Annotated in this window: 22 protein-coding genes; 11 read left to right on the top strand and 11 right to left on the bottom strand. The window is 42.1% G+C overall.

The window, feature by feature from the left end; translation table 11 throughout:
* The 7 genes from ACP2AF_RS13165 (at window position 1) to ACP2AF_RS13135 (ending at window position 4,470) form a co-directional block, all read left to right on the top strand.
* Window positions 1–249, top strand: a complete 249-nt coding sequence (locus ACP2AF_RS13165; RefSeq protein WP_120714160.1) for a hypothetical protein — start codon at window positions 1–3, stop codon at window positions 247–249.
* A gap of 331 nt (window positions 250–580) precedes the next feature.
* Complete coding sequence (locus ACP2AF_RS13160) at window positions 581–2,026, top strand: 3-coathanger stack domain-containing protein (RefSeq protein ID WP_425236610.1); 1,446 nt, start codon at window positions 581–583, stop codon at window positions 2,024–2,026.
* A 9-nt stretch (window positions 2,027–2,035) separates the two neighbouring features.
* Complete coding sequence (locus tag ACP2AF_RS13155; protein ID WP_425236609.1) at window positions 2,036–2,548, top strand: hypothetical protein; 513 nt, start codon at window positions 2,036–2,038, stop codon at window positions 2,546–2,548.
* 372 nt (window positions 2,549–2,920) lie between these two features.
* Entirely contained in the window at window positions 2,921–3,472 is a 552-nt protein-coding gene (locus ACP2AF_RS13150; RefSeq protein ID WP_425236608.1) for a hypothetical protein, read from the top strand.
* Between the two features lie 257 nt (window positions 3,473–3,729).
* On the top strand, window positions 3,730–3,885 hold the full coding sequence (locus ACP2AF_RS13145) for a hypothetical protein (RefSeq protein WP_425236607.1): 156 nt from the start codon (window positions 3,730–3,732) through the stop codon (window positions 3,883–3,885).
* Between the two features lie 58 nt (window positions 3,886–3,943).
* Complete coding sequence (locus ACP2AF_RS13140) at window positions 3,944–4,180, top strand: hypothetical protein (protein ID WP_425236606.1); 237 nt, start codon at window positions 3,944–3,946, stop codon at window positions 4,178–4,180.
* A complete protein-coding gene (locus ACP2AF_RS13135) occupies window positions 4,165–4,470 on the top strand; it encodes a type II toxin-antitoxin system RelE/ParE family toxin (RefSeq protein WP_425236605.1) in 306 nt (101 codons plus the stop codon). The genes ACP2AF_RS13140 and ACP2AF_RS13135 overlap by 16 nt, the downstream gene beginning before the upstream one ends.
* A 175-nt stretch (window positions 4,471–4,645) precedes the next feature.
* Here the strand turns inward: ACP2AF_RS13135 and ACP2AF_RS13130 are convergent, their stop codons facing one another.
* Window positions 4,646–5,179 carry a hypothetical protein gene (locus tag ACP2AF_RS13130; protein ID WP_425236604.1) on the bottom strand — a complete coding sequence of 178 codons (534 nt, stop codon included), beginning with the start codon at window positions 5,177–5,179 and terminating at the stop codon, window positions 4,646–4,648.
* 364 nt (window positions 5,180–5,543) lie between these two features.
* Between ACP2AF_RS13130 and ACP2AF_RS13125 the strand changes: the two genes are divergently transcribed.
* Window positions 5,544–6,758 carry a hypothetical protein gene (locus ACP2AF_RS13125; RefSeq protein WP_425236603.1) on the top strand — a complete coding sequence of 405 codons (1,215 nt, stop codon included), beginning with the start codon at window positions 5,544–5,546 and terminating at the stop codon, window positions 6,756–6,758.
* A gap of 42 nt (window positions 6,759–6,800) precedes the next feature.
* Here the strand turns inward: ACP2AF_RS13125 and ACP2AF_RS13120 are convergent, their stop codons facing one another.
* The 10 genes from ACP2AF_RS13120 to ACP2AF_RS13075 all read right to left on the bottom strand — a co-directional run bounded on the left by ACP2AF_RS13120 (window position 6,801) and on the right by ACP2AF_RS13075 (window position 15,352).
* Window positions 6,801–7,988, bottom strand: a complete 1,188-nt coding sequence (locus tag ACP2AF_RS13120) for a molybdopterin molybdotransferase MoeA (RefSeq protein ID WP_425236602.1) — start codon at window positions 7,986–7,988, stop codon at window positions 6,801–6,803.
* Window positions 7,985–8,761, bottom strand: coding sequence for a sulfite exporter TauE/SafE family protein (locus ACP2AF_RS13115; protein ID WP_425236601.1), 777 nt, complete (start codon window positions 8,759–8,761; stop codon window positions 7,985–7,987). Before ACP2AF_RS13115 ends, ACP2AF_RS13120 begins: the two co-directional genes overlap by 4 nt.
* A complete protein-coding gene (locus tag ACP2AF_RS13110; RefSeq protein ID WP_425236600.1) occupies window positions 8,745–9,821 on the bottom strand; it encodes a ThiF family adenylyltransferase in 1,077 nt (358 codons plus the stop codon). The genes ACP2AF_RS13115 and ACP2AF_RS13110 overlap by 17 nt, the downstream gene beginning before the upstream one ends.
* Window positions 9,818–10,414 (bottom strand): NTP transferase domain-containing protein, encoded by a 597-nt coding sequence (locus ACP2AF_RS13105; RefSeq protein ID WP_425236599.1) that lies wholly within the window; start codon window positions 10,412–10,414, stop codon window positions 9,818–9,820. Before ACP2AF_RS13105 ends, ACP2AF_RS13110 begins: the two co-directional genes overlap by 4 nt.
* Window positions 10,398–10,871 (bottom strand): cyclic pyranopterin monophosphate synthase MoaC, encoded by a 474-nt coding sequence (gene moaC / locus ACP2AF_RS13100; RefSeq protein ID WP_425236598.1) that lies wholly within the window; start codon window positions 10,869–10,871, stop codon window positions 10,398–10,400. Before moaC ends, ACP2AF_RS13105 begins: the two co-directional genes overlap by 17 nt.
* Window positions 10,871–11,854 (bottom strand): GTP 3',8-cyclase MoaA, encoded by a 984-nt coding sequence (gene moaA, locus ACP2AF_RS13095; RefSeq protein ID WP_425236597.1) that lies wholly within the window; start codon window positions 11,852–11,854, stop codon window positions 10,871–10,873. Before moaA ends, moaC begins: the two co-directional genes overlap by 1 nt.
* Window positions 11,855–12,030: 176 nt before the next feature.
* Window positions 12,031–12,450 carry a molybdenum cofactor biosynthesis protein MoaE gene (locus tag ACP2AF_RS13090; RefSeq protein ID WP_425236596.1) on the bottom strand — a complete coding sequence of 140 codons (420 nt, stop codon included), beginning with the start codon at window positions 12,448–12,450 and terminating at the stop codon, window positions 12,031–12,033.
* Window positions 12,450–12,692, bottom strand: a complete 243-nt coding sequence (locus tag ACP2AF_RS13085) for a MoaD/ThiS family protein (RefSeq protein ID WP_425236595.1) — start codon at window positions 12,690–12,692, stop codon at window positions 12,450–12,452. Before ACP2AF_RS13085 ends, ACP2AF_RS13090 begins: the two co-directional genes overlap by 1 nt.
* Before the next feature lie 6 nt (window positions 12,693–12,698).
* A complete protein-coding gene (locus ACP2AF_RS13080) occupies window positions 12,699–14,870 on the bottom strand; it encodes a molybdopterin cofactor-binding domain-containing protein (RefSeq protein ID WP_425236594.1) in 2,172 nt (723 codons plus the stop codon).
* Between the two features lie 17 nt (window positions 14,871–14,887).
* Complete coding sequence (locus ACP2AF_RS13075) at window positions 14,888–15,352, bottom strand: (2Fe-2S)-binding protein (protein WP_425236593.1); 465 nt, start codon at window positions 15,350–15,352, stop codon at window positions 14,888–14,890.
* A gap of 233 nt (window positions 15,353–15,585) precedes the next feature.
* Between ACP2AF_RS13075 and ACP2AF_RS13070 the strand changes: the two genes are divergently transcribed.
* From ACP2AF_RS13070 to ACP2AF_RS13060, 3 genes are all read left to right on the top strand, one after another.
* Entirely contained in the window at window positions 15,586–16,395 is an 810-nt protein-coding gene (locus ACP2AF_RS13070) for a TrmH family RNA methyltransferase (protein ID WP_425236592.1), read from the top strand.
* Between the two features lie 61 nt (window positions 16,396–16,456).
* On the top strand, window positions 16,457–17,683 hold the full coding sequence (locus ACP2AF_RS13065; protein ID WP_425236591.1) for a M48 family metallopeptidase: 1,227 nt from the start codon (window positions 16,457–16,459) through the stop codon (window positions 17,681–17,683).
* A 44-nt stretch (window positions 17,684–17,727) separates the two neighbouring features.
* Window positions 17,728–19,932 (top strand): RelA/SpoT family protein, encoded by a 2,205-nt coding sequence (locus ACP2AF_RS13060; RefSeq protein WP_425236590.1) that lies wholly within the window; start codon window positions 17,728–17,730, stop codon window positions 19,930–19,932.
* Window positions 19,933–19,944 lie beyond the last annotated feature (12 nt).

Raw genomic sequence — 19,944 nt, 5'->3', positions numbered from 1 at the left:
TTGAATTATTTAGATAAAATAGATAAGATTATTATTAAGGTTAATTCAGTTAGTTCGGAAAAGGCTAATGAGTTGATTGAGATTAAAAAGAGTTCATTTACAGGAACAGAATTGTTGATGAGCTTTACATATGAACTGAGTTTGATTACTAAGAAAGATGAAGAACTTGACGAGCTAGTTGGTTCGGATTTAACTGAATTGATAAGCTACTGTCAAAAAATCGGGCTTAGTATCAAGGATGTACGATAGATTTGCGGAGAGTTGCTTCGCTAACGCAAGTTGTACAATTCATGACATAGATTAAGAAAAAATGAAGGGAAAAGCCACGGCCGCCGATCGGTCGCCCTCTTTTTTTAAGGCACATACTCTTTTTTGGTCTTAGTATCATGTATAAGTGCATTAAAAATTTTATTGATGTTGTGTACGCGATGCCCAGGGCAATGTCCTGGCCGTATACGAGAACAGCTCGGACGGAATCGTGGAGCCTGTGGACCCGGATAGGAACCTACAGGACTTCTGGGACTTCGGTACCATGCTGATCGACCGGGAGATCGCCTTCGAGGCCTATGACTATATCAGTGTGGCCAATACCGTAAACGGGAACGTAGTGGAGCCCAATGGCAACCTCCGCCTTACCGCAGGAAACGAGATTACCCTAAAACCCAATTTCCATATCAAGCCCGGCTCGGAGTTTTTGGCGGAGATCCGGGATCTGGGCGAGGGCAACGGCGGCCGGGAGGGCCTCTTCCTGACCGAGCACCATATCTATGGCAGTTCCCGTCTGGGGATGGAACGGAAAAATTTGGAAATCCTGAAGGAAGGGCCTATCTTGGAAAGGACGTTCTTTGAAAACCAGGTAGGCGACAAACGCTATGAACTCAGCAACCATCTGGGGAACGTACTCTCCGTTGTTACCGATAGAAAAGTAAGCAACACCGGTGGTAGCTTTGTCCCCGATGTTGTCGCTTATAATGACTATTATCCCTTCGGTTCTCTTTTACCGGGAAGGCATGGGAACAGTGATGACTACCGTTACGGTTTCCAAGGTCAAGAAAAAGATGATGAGATCAAAGGGGAAGGGAACTCTATAAACTACAGGTTCAGGATGCACGACCCGAGGGTGGGAAGGTTTTTCGCAATAGATCCATTAGCTGGCAGATTTTCTTATAATAGCCCATATGCCTTTTCCGAAAACTTTGTAATTGCGGGTATGGAGTTAGAAGGATTAGAAGCAGAAATTAAAGAGATGACCGATGGTGTCTATTTAATTAAACTAAAGAATGTAGATTGGAGTTTTATTATAAGAAACTCAGATGAAAGTTTGACTGAAGCTATGAAAAAAGTGGATATTCCTAAAGTTCAGGATTTTGCAATAAATACTCAGTTGTTTGACAGAAAGGTAAGTAAGGCTAATTATTATTCTTCTATTTTCCCTAGAGATAATACGCTATTTCCAGGTCAAGGTTACAATATTAAAGATGGAAATAAATTGTCCGGGAGGTCTTCAAGTGGGACATTTTATTTTGCAGGAGACCCGACTAAAGACCTAGGTTGGACATTTGGTGCAGGTGACCCTCCTAAAGACAGTAAATTTGCAGTTGGAGGCGGAATACCTTTAGTTGTTAATGGTCTTAAATACGGAGAAAAGAATATTTATGGTGCGGGGGCACCTAAAGGTCTGGCAGAAACAGGAAAAGTCAGCGAAGAAAATAAACAATTTTTACTTCAAAAAAGCAGTGGTGGTTTTGAAGGCCAAAATATAGCTACAGTAGGAAAATCTATTATAGGTTATAATTCAAAAGAAGGAACCTGGGCTATTGTTTCCCAACATGATGGTTCCAATGGTTATACTTTAGATCAAATAAGGGATGCAATGGTAAGTATGGGCTATGATAACGTATTAGCCTTTGATGGTTCAAATTCAGCAACATTATTGATAGATTCCGAAGAAGTTTCATCTCCTCATAGAGTTAAAAACAATTCTATGCCAGCGGGAGTTAATTTATCAGTTCCTAAAGAAGAATAAAAAAATAAAATGAAAAAAATTTTAATAGTAATTTGGTTTATTCTCGTTTCTGTTTCGTTTTTAGGATATGGTCGGTTAGGTAAAATTTTCTATACTTCAGAAAGTGCCGAATATATGACTGATGTTTCAAATATTAATTTGATTTATTGTTTGGGTGCACTATTAACATTTTTATCAGCTGTTTTATTTATTAAAAGAAAATCATTGAAATATATATGTTTGTTTTTATGTTTTTCTATTTGGTTACTATCAACGCGAAAAGTTGCAATTAGTCAATTTTATCAGGGAAGGTTAGGTGTAGGATGGAATTGTTTTTTGACAGATGAGTTTTTCATGTGTAATGAAGAATCAAACTGCGAGACCACCCTAGCATATGATACAACGATAGAAAAAATATCGTTATGGAGGGTGACTATTAAAAACGAAAAATTAAATAGAACAATATTTATAGGTCCTTTAACTTGGTCGGGAACAGTAAAGATGTTAGAAAAAAATATAGGTTATGGATCTTACACGAAATAAATAATTAAAAGTTACTTTTTACAATGGCTTTTTTGTACTTCAAAGCGAAGGGATATTATTATTAAAGAAGGCCTTAAACTTCTTATTAATCAGCATCTTGTTAATGATTTAAGGGTGGCAAATTCATTCTACATCTCAGATGCAAGCTCATTTGTAACGTACAGCTTGAATCCGAGTACCGGTAACGACCCGGACAGCATCAGGTTAGGAGTCGGTTATTTCGGGATTGGCCCGTTCAAGGTAGGTTCAGATTCCGAGGGACTAAGGGATTTCATACAAAACAAAACCGTCCACGATAATATCGGAAGCCCCCGCTTTAAGGTCCTTGACAAAGAACCCAAGCCATTCCTCGAAATCTTAAATGATTAAATCATGGACGTTATCAAAAGTTTTATTGGTTGTGCCGTTGTGTTATTGCTTTCTTCCTGTTTTTTAGTCACAGGCAAAGATGAAAAACTTACTATGGATAGGGTACCAAACGACTCCAGAAAGCTGAGATTGGATGGTTACTTTATACGTCCAAGTTGTGATTCTAAAAAACAAGACTGTATATATAATCTTTTTTTTCTGTTCAGAAACGGTATACTTTTTACAACCGGTGTGGTAGCGTTTGATAAAAAACAATTGGATAAAATACGTGACTCTACTCTGTCCAAAGAGTTTATTAGTCGGAATGCAAACGTTAAGTTTAATTGGGGGGTTTATCAAATAGAAGGTAATAACATCGTGTTTGAGAAATGGTATCACAGTGGTAAGAACTACACATATGTTAAATCAGGTCTTGTCCTAAACGACACTACCTTTGTCATTCTAAGTTCCAAGCGTTCACATTGGCCCGAAGAAGGTAGCGAAGAGGTTAAGGAGACCTACCATTTCGTTGAATTTCATAACAAGCCGGACAGTACAACGGTATTTATTGAATGAAAATGCGGTTGCAAACCTGACCCTCGAAACATCAACCAACTAGAGCAAGCACTCCGCTTTTGCCGTACCTTTTTTAATGTAATGGCGGCAAGGTATATTCGGTGACCAAGGACGATGGCAGCGTGATCACCTTCCAATATGACGGCCTGGGGAACAGGATCGCCAAGACCGAGGTGGATACGGAGACCACTACCCTCTACATACGCGATGCCTAAGGTAACGTCCTGGCCGTATACGAGAACAGCTCCGACGGCACCGTGGAGCCCGCGGACCCCGATAGGAACCTGCAGGATTTTTGGGACTTCGGCAGTATGTTGATCGATAGGGAGGTTGCCTTTGAGGCCTATGAGTATATCAGTGTGGCCAATACCGTAAACGGGAACATGAGCACCTTTAGTGATTGTTATCCTTAATTGAGAAAGTTACAATAAAATATAAATTATCTTTGTTGTAGATACAAAAACCAATGTCATGGATATTAAGGCAGACATCAAATGGATACGACAAGAACTGAAAAAAGTAAAGGATCCTACACTCATAGAGGCATTTAAAAACCTGTTGCAATATAGAAAAAAAGTATCATCGGAACGTATCGATGTCGAGCAATACAATAAAGAAGTCGATGAATCCATTTCCCAAATAGCTCGAGGGGAGTTTTATACCCACGAGGAGATGGGGGAACGCATTAAACGATGGGGAAAGCAGTAATTTGGACACATCGGGCCGATGCAGAACTGAAAGAAGTCTTTTTAGAGTTGTTGGAACAATCGGAGTCCCTCGAAACTACGACTAGAGTAATTGCGGAAGTTTACGAATCGGCCATGATATTGGCCAAAAATCCAGAAATGTATAAGATAGACCCGCTTAGAAAGGACAATAAGGGAAACATCAGGTTCTATGAGAAGCATACCTATAGGATATCCCATTTGATTGAAGATAAGGCTGTATATATCATTCGAGTACGTTACGCTAGAAAAAAGCCTCTAGAATATAAATAGTTTGCCCAAAACAAGGGCAATGTTCGAAAAATAGAATTTAAAACCGCTCGATGGGGCCCAACGGCAACCTCCGCCTTACTGCAGGAAACTAGATTACCATAAAGCCGAATTTCCGTATCAAGCCCAAGAGTTATTTTCTTTAGGATAGTTAGGCCATAGAAGTGGACGTAAACCTTTAATTGATGACCATTCTACCTTGGTTTTTAACCCGTTGCGCTTCTAAATTTTTAATGTACACTTTTTGGAGTTTACTCCAATAGCTGGATGCTACCTGTAAAGGGTATTCCTTATCTTCAACTCGATCATACACAAAGAAACATTTTTTATGGCCAGTGCCATAGCCCCCTCCCGGGCCATAAATGGTTTCGTTGCTGCTCCAGTACCGATAGCTTTTGTACGTAAAATCATGGACATAACGGTATTTTAAGGTATCCTGGTATTTGCTGGATTCAAGTTCGCTTATGTCCACCAAAGCATATGGGCCTTGGTAGAATTTTTTAATATTCTTTTTCAGGTATTTGTTGTAGCTATTTTTATGGACAACACAAAGTAGGGTGGTACTGTCCTTACCAAAATCTTTGGGAATTGCCCCTTTTTCAACAGTGGCATATCTGTTGACTTTTGCCTTTACCAAGGTGCCACAGGAACACAAACTGCATATAAGAAAAATAGACAAGAAAAGCCTGATCGGGGGAATTGGAAGGTTCATAAGAGGGGAATCTTTTATTACTTCCTTAACGCAGAAGAAAAAGTTTTAGTATCCTAAAGAGGTATTGATGCTCTATGACCGTTTTAGTTTTGGCTGCCTACCATGAAAAGTGCCATGATTATAAAGCCACCACCTTTTGGATTGCCGCAATGATCAAAGTTTGTACTGTAGCCGATTGGCGGGGATAATAACAATTCAAGTAGAAGTAACAATCTTCCCAGATTTTGGAAAAAAGGGTGTTTTCGCCCCTGATTTCAGCACAATGTTTCAATAAGAACAAAAGACTAGCGGTTTTTACAAAATACCACTGATTTTCGCCGCAAATTCCCTAGGATTATACAGAGATAATTCTATTTTTGTCTCTATGTCCCCCCGGCATTCCAACATACCTATTTTAAGGGTTTTACCCCTTTTAATAAGCCTGATCTTTTGGTCAGGTACGGAACTGTTTTCACAGATAAAAATAGGGGACAATCCACAAAACATCGATAGCGGCTCGCTCTTGGAACTGGAAAGCAACGAACTGGCACTGGTCATCACCCGCGTAACTACCCAACAAATGAACCGTTTGTCACCTATGGCCGGGGCTTTGGTCTATAATACCGAGGTAGGTTGCGTGCATGCCTATGACGGTACGGTATGGATCAACCTTTGTGCCCAGGGCGGGGCGGGTGGCGTAAGTACGGCCCTCGGAAATGTCATTACCGATAACGGCGGTGCCTTTTATGATGACGGCGATACCAATGCCCAAAACGAACTTACGGATCTGGAATTATCGGGAACGCAATTAATGCTGACCAATCCTTTGACGGGAGGCAATACCATAGACCTGGCCCCTATTTTGGGGGGCGGAGACCCAAGCGACGAATTAATTGTTGACGGTACCGTCATAGGCAACGATTTGATCATCAATGAGGGAATAGGGAACCAGGTAATCATAGATGTTAGCAATTTGGCGAACGGGGATAACTCCACTTTTGAGATCAATGGCGACAACCTCAACATCACGGACGATGCAGGAACTTTAAGCGTACCCCTGACCGATTTTAACAACCTGTCCAATACCGATTTGACCCAAACCGGAGGTAACCGTACCTATGACCTAAACAATCAAAATTTGGTGTTTTCCGGAGCGGGAAACCTAGGGGTAAACGTGGCCTTACCACAGGCAAAACTACATATTGGCGGCGATCTGCGCATAGATGGCCAACTTTTGGATTCAGATGGCGACAGCGGTACTCCGGGCCAGCTCCTTAGCGCCACAAATACAGGTACGGATTGGGTTTCGCCTATTGTATCTACCGGCCCATTTCATGCACTCGGAAAAATGAACGAAAGTGTTATTGTCAATGGGGCTAATGTGCTGACAACAAATGCTATGGGTATTGGTGAATATCGAATCTTTTTTACAGTCAATACCAGTTCCGAGGACTATGTGGTACAACTAAGCTTGCTGAACACCGGTGCCGCTTCTATTGAAGTCATTTCGCAAACAGTCGGGGGCTTTACAGTTCAAATCTACGATAACAACGGTGTGGCAATAGAGGGCGATTGGTTTTTTACCGTGGTGGATTTTTGAGAATAGAAATTTCTTAAATTCAAGACCCAATACCAGTATAGATTATGTACCATATATAGGAACCAATTCTCCTTTTTGGTATTCTAGATCTCTAGGTTTTAAGCAGACAAATCCATCGGATTTGGAAAGGCTGGCCAAATCCCCGGAACCCCCATCTTTTATAGGCGAGGCAAATAGCTTTCCTCCTTCAAAATAGGTTTTGACTTGTACAAAACGGGTCAATGGCAGATTATTGTGAATAGCTTGGTCTAAAACCACTTCTTTTTTTGGATAGTCTAACCCCAAACATTGGTAGAACCAGGGCACAAAATAGATATGGTAATTGGCAAAGGTAGAAACCGGATTTCCAGGAAATGAAAATACTACCGTGTTGAATTCTTTTTGCGTCCCAAACCAAAATGGCTTGCCCGGTCTTTGTGCTACCCTGTGAAAGACTTTTTCAACACCTAAGGATTCCATAACCTCAGGGATAAAATCGAACTTTCCTTTGGAGACTCCACCACTCAATAGAATAACATCATTTTCCTGCAATACCCTAGCTATATTTTCTTCTATTACCGCTTTGTCATCCGTTAAGTGTAAAAGCTCGGGTACTATATTTTCTCCGGACAAAGCAGCATACAAGGATAAGGTATTCGATTTTCGAATCTGGTGGGGAAGCGGGATTTCTGAAACATCCACCAATTCATTGCCCGTAGAAATCACACAGACCTTGGGCAGCTTTTTCACGGATACATGGGATTTTCCTACCGTTGCCAAAACCCCGATTTCCGCTGGGGTAATTCTACGGTCCGGCGGTAATAATACGGTCCCAGTAATGGCATCGCTACCCTTTTTATGAATGTTCTGTCCTTTTTTGGGAATGGATTGTATAGCAGCGTTTCCATTTTCTAGGATTACCTGTTCGTACATGATAACGGTATCCGTATTCTCCGGAACAACGGCCCCCGTCATGATTTCAAAACAATAATCTGCTGAACTCAGTGATTGTTGCGGCATCCCCGCACTCAATACCCCTTCAATTTGAAAAGTGGACCTCCCATTTTCAAAAGCGGAGAAATTTATCGCTATTCCATCCTTGGTCGAACGGTCAAAAGGTGGAAAATCTCGATCAGCCAAAATAGGCTCGGCCAAAATACGGCCAGTACTTTCGAGTAAGTCCACAGTCTGTACGCCCCAATCTTGGGTATGTTGCATTACTTTTTTAAAAGCCTCGTCAAATGAAATCATATCAGTTCCAACCCATTTTTTAACAATACCCGAATCCCAACAACAAAAACTAAAATCGCGGTAACTCGCTTTATACCGTTGGGCGACATTTTTTTTAAACTTATTCGAATACCCAGTTGTCCTCCTAAAAGTACGCTTCCGGCCAAAATTAAGGTCTCCCTCCATGGAAGTTCCAGAGTGTGGGCCAATGCAAGCCCACCTATCCCAGAAATTGAATTCACCAAAATGAAAAAACTGGCCAAGGCCGCAATTTTTATAGGAGCGTCCCAACGCATGTGATTGAGTACAGGCGCCAAGAAAATACCTCCTCCAATACCCACTAGGCCTGATAAAAACCCAATGGCACCGCCAATACTATAATCCAAATAACCGGGATAGTTTTTTACTCTATCCGTATCATTTATTATAGTATACGTCTGCCAGGCCAAAAATATAGCGGAAATGATTAGCGAACATCCTAAAATTATAAAAAACACCTGCTCCTTTAACCGGAAGGAGGCCCCCAAAAAGGCCATGGGAATACTGGTGATGATAAATGGAATAAACTTCCTTATACGAATATGGCCTTTTTTAAAATAGAGATACGTACTTCCTGAAACTACGACCAAGTTGCAGATAAGGGCTATGGAACGGATAGCAAAGAAACTAACAAAAAAAAGGGTCAATAATGCCAAATAGCTAGACCCGCCTCCAAATCCAACGGAGGAGTACAAAGTGGCAATCACAAAAAAACCCAAGCAAAGTAGCACCAAGCTCTCAGTACTTAGCAACATACGCCCTTAGATTGTTCATCCCACCTTTTACATTGATCAATTCCGCCTCTATATTCAATTCCTGAAGTTTCTCAATGGCCTTCCGACTTCGTATACCGGATTGACAAATGAAGTAGGCCGGTCTCCCAAAACCGATTTCCGATTTACGTTCGATCAACTCGGATAACGGAATATGATGTGCACTTTCCAAATGGTATTCATGAAATTCCTTCGGCGTACGTACATCGATCAACTGAACAACGGCATCCGTTTCCAGCAGTTGTTCCAATTCCCGAGTCTCAATGGATCTTATTTCAGCACTACACTCAAAATCGTAGGTGGGTTTTAGTTCATTGATTTTCTGATTATCGGGAACTAACGAAAATTTAATTTTTTGAAAGTTTTGAGAGAGTCCATCGAATAATAATAATTTTCCGGATAGCACCTCTCCTACCCCGGTCAATACTTTTACAGCCTCCAAGGCCTGAAGGTTTCCAACTATCCCGGGGATTACCCCCAAAACGCCATTTGCATTACAATCCGGAACCTCATCCGGTCCGGGCATATTTGGAAACAGACACCGATAGGTAGGTCCATTATTGTAGTTAAAAACGCCCACCTGACCTTCAAACCCATGTAGGGCACCATAAATAAAAGGCTTTCCCAAAAGAACACAGGCATCGTTTACCAAATACCGGGTGGGAAAATTATCCGAGGCATCCACAACAAGATCATAATCGGTAATGATTCCCAGCGCATTTTCCACAGTTAAAAACTGTTCAAAGGAGACCAATTGGGTGTTCGAATTTTGGGCTCTTAATTTTCGGACAGCAATCTGAACCTTGGATCGGCCAATATCCGTTTCATCATACAACACCTGCCGATGTAGATTGGAACCCGAAACGCTATCACCATCCACAATACCCAAAGTACCAACACCCATGGCGTTAAGATAGGTCAATACCGGGATGCCCAGGCCTCCGGCTCCAATTACAAGAACCTTGGATTTGGACAGGCGTTCCTGTGCCTTTGGACCAAAATCCTTTAAAATGGTCTGCCTTATGTAGCGTTCTCCGTTCATATAGTCTCCAATTTCCCAAGGGCCTCTTTATATTCCTCTTCGGAATTTGCATTGAGCAGTACATCGGGATTCGTTGGAAATACCAACTTAACTTCGTTGTTTATCAAAAATTTACGGGGACAGGTTCCATTACCTTGTGCTAGGTATGTAATGGAAGAGCGAAGCGCCTCTGGTTCCCAAATGGCACATAGTGGTTCTGGCAAGGGGTCTTCTTCTTGGGCAAAGGCCGTTGCCATTTTGCTCGGATTTCTTGCCAAAACTAATTGTCGTAAAGACGGTTCATCCATCAAGGGCAGATCACAGGCCAAAACGAGCCAGGCCACGTCAGGAAATTGGCTATGGGCCGATAACAAACCGTTAAAAGGCCCTTTATATTTATCTTGATCTCGGATACTTTTAAATTCCGCCTTAATTTCTCCTTCCTGTTCCCTTCGGATACTCATGTACGTCCTCTCACAGACCCCATCCAATAAATGATAAAGGTATTCACGTTGGGGCATTCCATGATAGGTAATTTGCCCCTTGTCTTTTCCCATCCGTGTACTCTTGCCACCGGAAAGGACCAATCCATAGAGATTATCTTTTAAAATCATGTTTCCCACCTGTTTTTTCATTCAATCGCACATCCATAATTCTGATGTCATGGGACAACGCCTTGCACATATCATAAATGGTCAATGCGCTAACCGAAACTCCGGTTAAAGCCTCCATTTCCACTCCCGTACGTTCGGTACATTTCACTTTACAGTGAATTTGCAGGGTATTTTCAATAGGCACAATGGTAATGTCTATCTTGGAAAGGTTCAACTGATGACATAACGGAATAAGCTCCCAGGTCTTCTTTACCGCCTGGATTCCTGCAATCACCGCCGTTTGTATAATGCTACCCTTCTTACTTAAAAAATCCTTCCCTGATAAAATCTCAAAAACCTCAGGGGGAAATTCTACTTTTCCAGAAGCCGTGGCTGACCGTACTGAAGTATCCTTGTTGGATACATCTACCATCCTGGCCTTTCCGGTATCGTCCACATGTGAGAGTTCCCCTTTCATTATCCACCTATTGAAGTCATTGAACTTTTAAAGACACCCCTATTTTCCTGCTGTGCTTCAAATCCGGTTTTTGCCCGGCTCCCTATAGCGGACCGGATATGTTCCTTTACCCTTTCTTCGGAATTCTCTCCACGGAGAATATCCCTAAGGTTCATTTTAGGTTTACCATAAAGGCAAGTGATAACATCACCAATAGCCGAAATCCGAAGCCGATTACAGGTTCCACAGAACGTACGGCTAAATGACGGTATTACCCCAAAAGTTCCTTTAAAACCCGGGATTTTATAGTTAATTGAGGTTGATGTGCTTGGCGATTCCAATTGATAATACTCTGGATGGGCCTCCTTGATATAGGCCAGAATACGCTTGTAATCCCAGGAAATGGTGTCAAAAGAGCGACTCCCTCCATTAAATGGCATTTCTTCCAAAAACCGTACAGCAACATTAAAATGTTTGGTAAGTTCCAAAATAGGTAGAATATCCTGGGTATTCTGACCGTCCAACGCAATGAAATTGATACGAACATTAAAACCTTCGGTAATCAGCCTAAGCATATTATCATGTACCACATCATATTGATTTCTACGGGTAATCCGCTCAAAGGTATCTCTATTAATGGCATCCAAACTCACGTTTATGTTGGTAATCCCCAATTGCTTGAGTTCTTCTATATAAGGTCCGATAAGCGTAGCGTTAGTGGTCACCGAAATTTCATTCAATCCCTCTAAGGCCGCCAAGTGGCGTAAAAGCACCATGAGGTCTTTGCGTACAAAGGGTTCCCCGCCGGTAATGCGAATCTTATCGATACCTTGCGAAACCAAAATAGAAGCCAGAAGTGCCAGTTCATCCAGGGTAAAAAGTTTGTCGTTTTTTGCAAAGTTGATGCCTTCTGACGGCATGCAATAATTACAGCGCAGATTGCATCGATCGGTCACCGCCAGTCGCAAATAGTTTATTCTTCTATTGTGATTGTCTACGAGCATCTTCCTTTCAAGTTCAAATCCAAATTTAAGCCATAAAAAATTGATATGTTTACCCGTTTAAAAGTTTTGAAGGTTTATGGCTCAAAATTTAGTTCAATATCCACACAAAACTAGATTTCCAATACCTCTAAACTAATAAGTTTCTATACGGCTTTAGGGTTTGGTCACAACCCCTATTATGGATGTGCGGAAACCCAAACCGATTTATTCTTAAAAACCTCCTTCTTCCAAATTGGTACATTCTGTTTTAAGGTGTCGATTAAAAAACGACAGGCTTCAAAACAATCGTCCCTATGGGCGGATGATGCTCCTACCACAACTACGGGTTCCTTAACATTCTTAACGCCAATGGCGTGCCGTACAACTACTTTATGAAGTGTCCATTTACGGGAAGCCTCTATGGCGATTTTTTCCATTTCTTTGATCGCCATTTTTGCATAGGTCTCGAATTCCAGAGAAACCACTTCCTCGTTATTGGTAAATTCCCGAACAGAACCTACGAAAACACAGATACCTCCGCTACCGGCATGGGAAAGTTCCCCATATACCAGCGAGGTATCTATTATATCTACGATTTCAATAATCGGTTTCTCCATCAACCTCCGCTTACCGGCGGAATTATGGCTATCTCATCACCCGCTTCCAAAGCAACCGCATCTTGGGCATATTCACTATTTACGGCTACCGCTAACGAGGACAATTTACCAAATTCAGGGAAAGAACCACACAAAAAGTCTTTGAGCTCACCTACCGAAGACGGCGGCCGCTTTAATTCGGATAAATCCATTTGCGCACTTCCCACAATGTCCTTGGCAATTCCAAAAAGCAATACTTCCATCCAATATTAACCTATAATTTCCTTTTCCACCATATTGTCCACAAAAGGCTGCCTATAAATTCTGTTGCCCGTTGCCTTTTTCATAGCAATGGAAACCGCAGCCCCGGCCGGGGGCAATGTTGGTTCCCCAAGCCCTGTAGGGCTCAAGGTGTTTTTTACAAAATGTGTCTCCACCTTTGGAGCTTCTTTCATACGAATGAGGCGATACCTATCATAGTTATTCATCTCCGGAGCACCGTCCTTAAACGTAAAATTACCATACATGGAATGCCCTACTCCATCAACGACACCACCTTCAATTTGGTTCAGTGCGCCTAGCGGGTTGACCACTATACCACAATCTACGGCAGCGGTCACTTTCTTAACTACCGGCTCATTATTTTCGATTACTACGTCCGCAACCTCGGCTACATGGGTATTGTGGCAATAATATGCACAAAAGCCCTGATAAACCCCATCCTTGGGGTTACGATATCCGGATTTCTCTACGGCCAAGTTAATAACATCCTCCATACGCTCTGCAGAATATTGGATGCGCTCATCCGTTGTACCCTTCACCTTTTGTAGCATATCCAAACGCATTTGTACCGGATCTATTTCCAATGTTTCGGCAATCTCGTCAAAAAAACTCTGTTCGGCAAAGGAAAGGAAATTGGTGTAAGGTGCACGCCAAGCACCAGTGGTTATGTTGCTATCGTATTTTGCCACATCCACCTGATAGTTTTCCAAGGCCCCTGCCGGGAAAAAGTTCGGGATTAGACCGTACATATTACTATTGACAGATGCTTCCTTTAAGTGATAGCCCGTAATTTTACCGTCCTTTAAGGCGGCCTTTATGCGATACTTTATGGCCGGACGATAAATTCCTGCAGACATATCATCCTCTCTGGAATACACTACTTTAACCGGTTTTTTGGCCAAATGGGATATTTCAGCAGCCTCTAACACAAAATCCCCGTATAATCTTCTTCCGAAACCACCGCCCATACGGCTCATTTCCAAATGAACCTCCTCACTATTTCTTTCTAGAAGCTCCGCCACACGTGCTGCTGTTCGCTCAGGAGTCTGTATCGGACCTACTAAATGAATCTTGTTAGTAGAGACATTGGCATAAAAATTCATGGGCTCCATACAATTATGGGGCAAGAAGGGTGACTCATACGTACGCTCAACAACTTGATCTGCGTCCCTAAAGGCTTTTTCCACATCCCCGTCTTTTCGGAGTGTATTAAACGAGCTACCATCCAGTAAGTCGGTCAATAATTTATCGTGATTGGATGTACTTTCCATCGGGGTACCATTACTCCATTCAGCGCTTAAAACTTCCTTCGCCTTCATAGCTTGCCAAGTAGTATTCGCCAGAACGGCTACTTTATCGCCTCCACCCTTAAAATCTCCAAAACGTATTACGTCGATTACGCCTTCCATTTTTTTGGCCGAACTATCATCGAAAGATTCCAGTTTTTTCCCAAAAGCCGGAGGTCGCAAGACGGAGGCAATTACCATGCCTTCGGTTTTATAATCCAGCCCAAATAACGGTTTTCCCGTCACTATCTTATCAATATCCACATTGCGGGCATCCGTACCTATAATTGTATAATCTTTAGGGTCTTTGAGTTCAACTTCTTCCGGGACATCTAGCATTGCGGCTTCCTTCACTACATCTCCATAGCCAAGGGTCTCCCCTTTGCCATTGGTAATCACTCCACCGCTAGCGGAACATTCCGAGGCATCCACACCCCATTTTGCAGCAGCGGCATTGATTAGCATTTGCTTGGCAGTAGCACCTGTTTGCCGTAGGGCGTCCCATCCATGACGAATGGACTGGCTTCCACCAGCCACTTGGCGTGTATAATCTTTCGTATTCAATATGCCCTGTTCTACATGAACCTCGTCCCAAGGGACATCGAGTTCTTCGGCAATAATCATGGGCATGGAGGTCTTCACCCCTTGTCCAATTTCCGGATTAGGCGAGTAAATCGTGACCATTCCATTATCCGCAATTTTGATAAAGGCGTTAAAATCGTTGAAATTGAGGCTTGCAATGTCTACAGGCATTTTTACTTCGTTCTTGCAAGCGGTAAAGAGATTGAACCCTATAAGCATTCCTCCCCCGGCCAAGGAAGAGGTGCGTAAAAAGGCCCTTCTGCTAAATGAATTGGATATTGTGGTTGACATGTTGTTCTAATTTAAGGTTACTCGCCCATTTTTTCGGCGGCAAGGGCAACCGCCTTTTGTATGCGATTGTAAGCCGCGCAACGACAAATATTACCGTGCATAGCACTTTTTATTTCTTCCTCGGTAGGATTTGGATTCTTGTCCAAAAAAGAGGAAGCCGTCATTATTTGCCCGGCTTGGCAATAACCGCACTGGGGCACATCTACTTCTTTCCAGGCTTCTTGTACGGGATGGGTCCCATTTTCTGAAAGGCCCTCAATGGTAGTAATTTCCTTTCCTTCCATTTGTGCTACCGGTATGAGGCAGCTCTGAATAGCGTTTCCGTCCACATGGACATTACAGGCACCACATTGGCCTATTCCACAACCATATTTGGCGCCCACAAGATCCAAATGATCTCGTAAGGCCCATAATAATGGAGTATCCGAGGAAACATCCACGGACCTGTCTTCACCGTTAATTTTTAGGGTGTACGTTGGCATGTTGTTCGTATTGGGTTGAAAATCCGTTATGGCATCAGGAATGAGGAGGAATCCCTAAGATTACCTTTACGCCTAAATTAAACAAAATATGGCGAGGTGAATTTTACCACCGGGATTTTTAACCTTTTTTTATGTTAAAGGTCCCGCTCTTTTCGCTCCCTTTTAGGGCCTGAAAAATGACATTTACAATTAGCCTATGAATTGGTAACCCGGATTGCATTACATTTATACCGATGGACCAGTTTAAACAAATACATAGTCTTCAGAACCCACTTGTAAAAAAGGTTTTAGCCCTTAAGGATAAATCCCGTGAACGAAAGAGAACCGGACTTTTTGTACTGGAGGGCCGGCAAGAAGTGCAACTCGCCATTAAAGGAAAATTTGAACTGGAGACCTTGTTGATCTATCCCGAGGTATGTGACGATAGAGACTTCTTGAAATCCTTGGAGGATCTAAGACCTCGACCGGAATTGATCCACGTTTCCAATGAAATCTATAAAAAGTTGGCCTATAGAGAGACCACAGAAGGTATTTTAGCCATGGCCAAAGCTAAATCCCATAGGCTGGAGGATCTTGCGATCCATACCGAAAACCCATTTATCCTAGTAGCTGAAGCTCCAGAGAAACCGGGCAATATTGGTGCTATGTTGCGTACCGCGGATGCGGCCAACTTGGATGCCTTGATTATAGCCGATCCAAAGACCGATCTCTACAATCCCAATATCATCCGTTCTAGCGTTGGGTCTATTTTTACCAACCAAATTGCCATGGCCAGTACATCGGATACCATTGCTTTCTTAAGGGAAAAGAATATATCCATCCTTTGCGCGGCCCTTACCGCCTCCAAAATATACACCCATATAGATTTCAACAGACCCTCGGCACTTGTTGTAGGAACCGAGGCTACGGGACTTTCCGAGAAATGGTTGGAGCACTCCCATCAAAATATTATCATCCCCATGGCCGGGCAAATCGATTCCCTTAATGTTTCGGTGTCCGCAGCAATACTTATCTTTGAAGGTTTGAGGCAAAGAGGTCTATGAGGTTTGCGTTTTGTATCCTCAATAAGAAATAAAGCCCAAGTAAAAACAATACCAAACCAATATGAACATACTTTTCTACATTATCATTGGCATTTTAATTGTTCAATATTTCGTTGAGACGATTTTGGATTATCTAAATGCCAAAAAATATGGCGATCCGGTTCCAAAAGAACTGGATAATCTGTTTGATGCGGAAGAATATCAAAAATCCCAAGATTATAAAAAGACCAATTATTCCTTTGGATTGCTGACTTCCACTTTTTCCCTTGTACTCACATTGGGCTTTTTACTGTTCGGGGGATTTGAATGGATAGATTACATTGCGCGGTCCTTGACCGATAATAGCATATTCCAGGCCCTTTTATTTTTTGGTATAATTCTTATAGGCAGTGATTTGATTACTACCCCTTTTTCCTTTTACCAAACTTTTGTTATAGAGGAAAAATTTGGATTCAATAAGACCACCAAAAAAACATTCGTCCTGGATAAGCTAAAAGGGTGGTTAATCTTGGCCCTTTTAGGCGGGGGGATTCTAGCTGTGGTAATTTGGTTCTTTCAATGGGCCGGTACGGATTTTTGGATTTATGCATGGATCGTAATAGCGGTTTTTACAGTTTTTATGAACCTATTTTATAGTAGATTGATTGTTCCCTTGTTTAACAAACAGACGCTTTTGGCGCAGGGAAGCCTTAAGGAAAAGATAGAATCCTATGCACAGAAAGTAGGCTTTGAGCTTAAAAATATTTTTGTGATCGATGGTTCCAAGCGTTCCACAAAGGCCAATGCATATTTTTCGGGATTTGGAAACGAAAAAAGGGTCACCCTATACGATACCTTGATCAATGACCTGGAGGAAGATGAAATTGTGGCGGTCCTGGCCCATGAGGTAGGACACTATAAACGCAAGCATATTATCTTTAATCTTATCGCCTCGGTACTTTTGGCAGGTCTTACTTTGTTCATCCTTTCGCTTTTTATTAATAATCCCAATATGTCCCTGGCCATCGGCGTTTCCAAACCCAGTTTTCATGCTGCCTTGATAGGTTTTGGGATTCTGTATAGCCCCATTTCTGAAATTACCGGTCTGGTCATGAACTATCTGTCCCGAAAGTTCGAGTTTCAAGCGGATGATTATGCTAAAAACACTTTCGAGGCGATGCCGTTGATCAGCTCCCTTAAAAAACTTTCGAAGAAAAGTCTCAGCAACCTTACACCCCATCCTGCGTATGTTTTTTTCCACTATTCCCATCCGCCTCTAATAGCCCGGATCCGCAACTTAAAGGCATAGTTTTTGTTGTGTATTGGTTAGGATTGTGGTAATTTTAATATAGTATGACTCAGGCTACCATAGAAAAAGAGAACAAACAGATTGCCAAGCAATACAAGGAGTTGCTACGCATAAGCTATCAGACCTTGTCCAGTGATGACAAGAAACTGATACGGTCTGCTTTTGAGGTAGCGGTAGACGCCCATAAAAATCAACGAAGAAAATCTGGCGAAGCGTATATCTTTCATCCCATTGCCGTAGCGAAGATCGTGGCCTCGGAAATAGGTCTGGATGCGGTTTCCATAGCCTCTGCCCTATTGCATGACGTTGTTGAGGATACCGAGTATACATTGGATGACATAGAACGTATGTTCGGGGAGACCGTTGCCCGTATTGTGGACGGCCTCACAAAAATAGCGCACCTTAAAAAGGATATGAACATCTCCCAACAAGCGGAGAACTTCAGAAAAATGCTATTGACCCTACATGATGATGTACGGGTAATCATCATAAAAATTGCCGATCGATATCACAATATGCTCACCCTGGACGCCATGCCGGAACATAAGCAGGTGAAAATGGCGTCCGAGACACTTTACATTTATGCACCTTTGGCCCATCGTATCGGACTTTATAACATTAAGACCGAGCTGGAAGACCTTAGCCTAAAATATACCGAACCGGAAGTCTATCAAGATATTTTGGGGAAAATAGAGGATTCCAAGGTTGAACAACAGGATTATATAGATTCCTTTTCGAGCATTATTGACAAGTCGCTTAAAAAGGAAGGCCTCAACTATTACATAAAAGGCAGGATGAAATCTATCTTTTCCATTCGGAAAAAGATGAAAACGCAAAATGTCTCCTTCGACGAAATCTATGACAAATTCGCCATCCGAATCATCTATAAATCCGATAAGCAGAACGAAAAATTTCTGGCCTGGAAAATATACTCTATTGTAACGGATCATTTTACACCCAATCCCGTTAGACTGCGCGACTGGATCTCCTCACCAAAATCTACAGGTTATGAGGCGCTTCATATAACCGTCATGGGGCCAAAAGGAAATTGGGTAGAAGTGCAGATACGGAGTGAACGCATGCATGAAATTGCGGAAAAGGGATATGCCGCACATTTTAAATATAAGCATGGGGAGCAAAAGGAACAAGGCATAGAAGTGTGGTTGAACCGTCTTCAGGAGGCTTTGGAAAATTCCAATGGTAGTGCCGTAGATTTTGTGGAGGAATTTAAATTGAATCTTTACTCCAAGGAAATTTTCGTGTTTACACCAAAGGGAGAACTTAAATCGCTTCCCAAAGGAGCCACACCTTTGGATTTTGCCTTTAACATACATACCGAAGTGGGGATGCGCACCCGGGGTGCCAAAGTAAATGGTAAATTGGTTCCGCTAAACACAACCTTAAACAGTGGGGATCAAGTTGAGATAATTACCTCGGACCAAGCCAAACCCAATCAGAATTGGTTGGACTATGCCACTACGGCGAGGGCAAGGGCCAAGATCAAATCATCCCTACGGGAGGAAAAGAAAACCGTTGCCCAGGAAGGAAGGGAAATTTTGCGAAGAAAACTGAAATCCCAAAAAGTGACCCTTAGCGAGGATGTGGTCAACAAAATGGTCATATATTTTAAGCTCAAAACGAGTTTGGACTTGTTTTATCGAGTGGGCATCGGAGCCATTGACAACCAAAAGATCAAGGAGTTTGCTTCTTCTTATAGTAATGCTTTTATCAGTTTCTTTAAAAATAAAATCCGCAGGCATTCTGTACCTGAAGACATCGACAAGGATGAGATAACCTCCAAATACGATATGCTCGTTTTTGGCAAGGACGAAGAGAAGTTGGATTACAAATTATCCAAATGCTGTAATCCCATACCCGGGGACGAAGTGTTTGGTTTTATCAGTGTTAACGAAGGCATCAAAGTTCATAAAAAAAACTGTCCCAATGCCATATCACTTCAATCCAATTATGCCTATCGCATTATAAGTGCCAAATGGATAGATTCCACGCAAGAAGAGTTCAAATCGGAAATTCAGCTTACAGGGATCGACAACCTAGGGCTTGTCAGCGAAATTACGGACGTAATCTCCGATGATATGCATGTAAATATGCGCAATCTTAACTTTAGTACCGAAGGCGGTACATTTACGGGAAGGATTACCGTAGTGGTAAAAAACAATGGTATCCTTAAAAAATTGATTGCCAATTTAAAGCGTATAGAAGGCATTGACAAAGTATCCCGAATTTAAATTTTAACCGTA

The sequence above is a fragment of the Ulvibacterium sp. genome, assembly GCF_965248315.1.
Classification (GTDB): domain Bacteria; phylum Bacteroidota; class Bacteroidia; order Flavobacteriales; family Flavobacteriaceae; genus Ulvibacterium.
The sequence above is the reverse complement of the archived record's forward strand: the minus strand, read 5'-3'. Positions and strand labels throughout refer to the sequence as shown.

Bases quoted from the DNA above. Each gene is read 5' to 3' on its own strand.
- ACP2AF_RS13155 (WP_425236609.1), top strand. From the start codon at position 2,036: ATGAAAAAAATTTTAATAGTAATTTGGTTTATTCTCGTTTCTGTTTCG.
- ACP2AF_RS13150 (WP_425236608.1), top strand. From the start codon at position 2,921: ATGGACGTTATCAAAAGTTTTATTGGTTGTGCCGTTGTGTTATTGCTT.
- ACP2AF_RS13140 (WP_425236606.1), top strand. From the start codon at position 3,944: ATGGATATTAAGGCAGACATCAAATGGATACGACAAGAACTGAAAAAA.
- ACP2AF_RS13135 (WP_425236605.1), top strand. From the start codon at position 4,165: ATGGGGAAAGCAGTAATTTGGACACATCGGGCCGATGCAGAACTGAAA.
- ACP2AF_RS13130 (WP_425236604.1), bottom strand. From the start codon at position 5,179: ATGAACCTTCCAATTCCCCCGATCAGGCTTTTCTTGTCTATTTTTCTT.
- ACP2AF_RS13125 (WP_425236603.1), top strand. From the start codon at position 5,544: ATGTCCCCCCGGCATTCCAACATACCTATTTTAAGGGTTTTACCCCTT.
- ACP2AF_RS13120 (WP_425236602.1), bottom strand. From the start codon at position 7,988: ATGATTTCATTTGACGAGGCTTTTAAAAAAGTAATGCAACATACCCAA.
- ACP2AF_RS13115 (WP_425236601.1), bottom strand. From the start codon at position 8,761: ATGTTGCTAAGTACTGAGAGCTTGGTGCTACTTTGCTTGGGTTTTTTT.
- ACP2AF_RS13110 (WP_425236600.1), bottom strand. From the start codon at position 9,821: ATGAACGGAGAACGCTACATAAGGCAGACCATTTTAAAGGATTTTGGT.
- ACP2AF_RS13105 (WP_425236599.1), bottom strand. From the start codon at position 10,414: ATGATTTTAAAAGATAATCTCTATGGATTGGTCCTTTCCGGTGGCAAG.
- moaC (WP_425236598.1), bottom strand. From the start codon at position 10,871: ATGAAAGGGGAACTCTCACATGTGGACGATACCGGAAAGGCCAGGATG.
- moaA (WP_425236597.1), bottom strand. From the start codon at position 11,854: ATGCTCGTAGACAATCACAATAGAAGAATAAACTATTTGCGACTGGCG.
- ACP2AF_RS13090 (WP_425236596.1), bottom strand. From the start codon at position 12,450: ATGGAGAAACCGATTATTGAAATCGTAGATATAATAGATACCTCGCTG.
- ACP2AF_RS13085 (WP_425236595.1), bottom strand. From the start codon at position 12,692: ATGGAAGTATTGCTTTTTGGAATTGCCAAGGACATTGTGGGAAGTGCG.
- ACP2AF_RS13080 (WP_425236594.1), bottom strand. From the start codon at position 14,870: ATGTCAACCACAATATCCAATTCATTTAGCAGAAGGGCCTTTTTACGC.
- ACP2AF_RS13075 (WP_425236593.1), bottom strand. From the start codon at position 15,352: ATGCCAACGTACACCCTAAAAATTAACGGTGAAGACAGGTCCGTGGAT.
- ACP2AF_RS13070 (WP_425236592.1), top strand. From the start codon at position 15,586: ATGGACCAGTTTAAACAAATACATAGTCTTCAGAACCCACTTGTAAAA.
- ACP2AF_RS13065 (WP_425236591.1), top strand. From the start codon at position 16,457: ATGAACATACTTTTCTACATTATCATTGGCATTTTAATTGTTCAATAT.
- ACP2AF_RS13060 (WP_425236590.1), top strand. From the start codon at position 17,728: ATGACTCAGGCTACCATAGAAAAAGAGAACAAACAGATTGCCAAGCAA.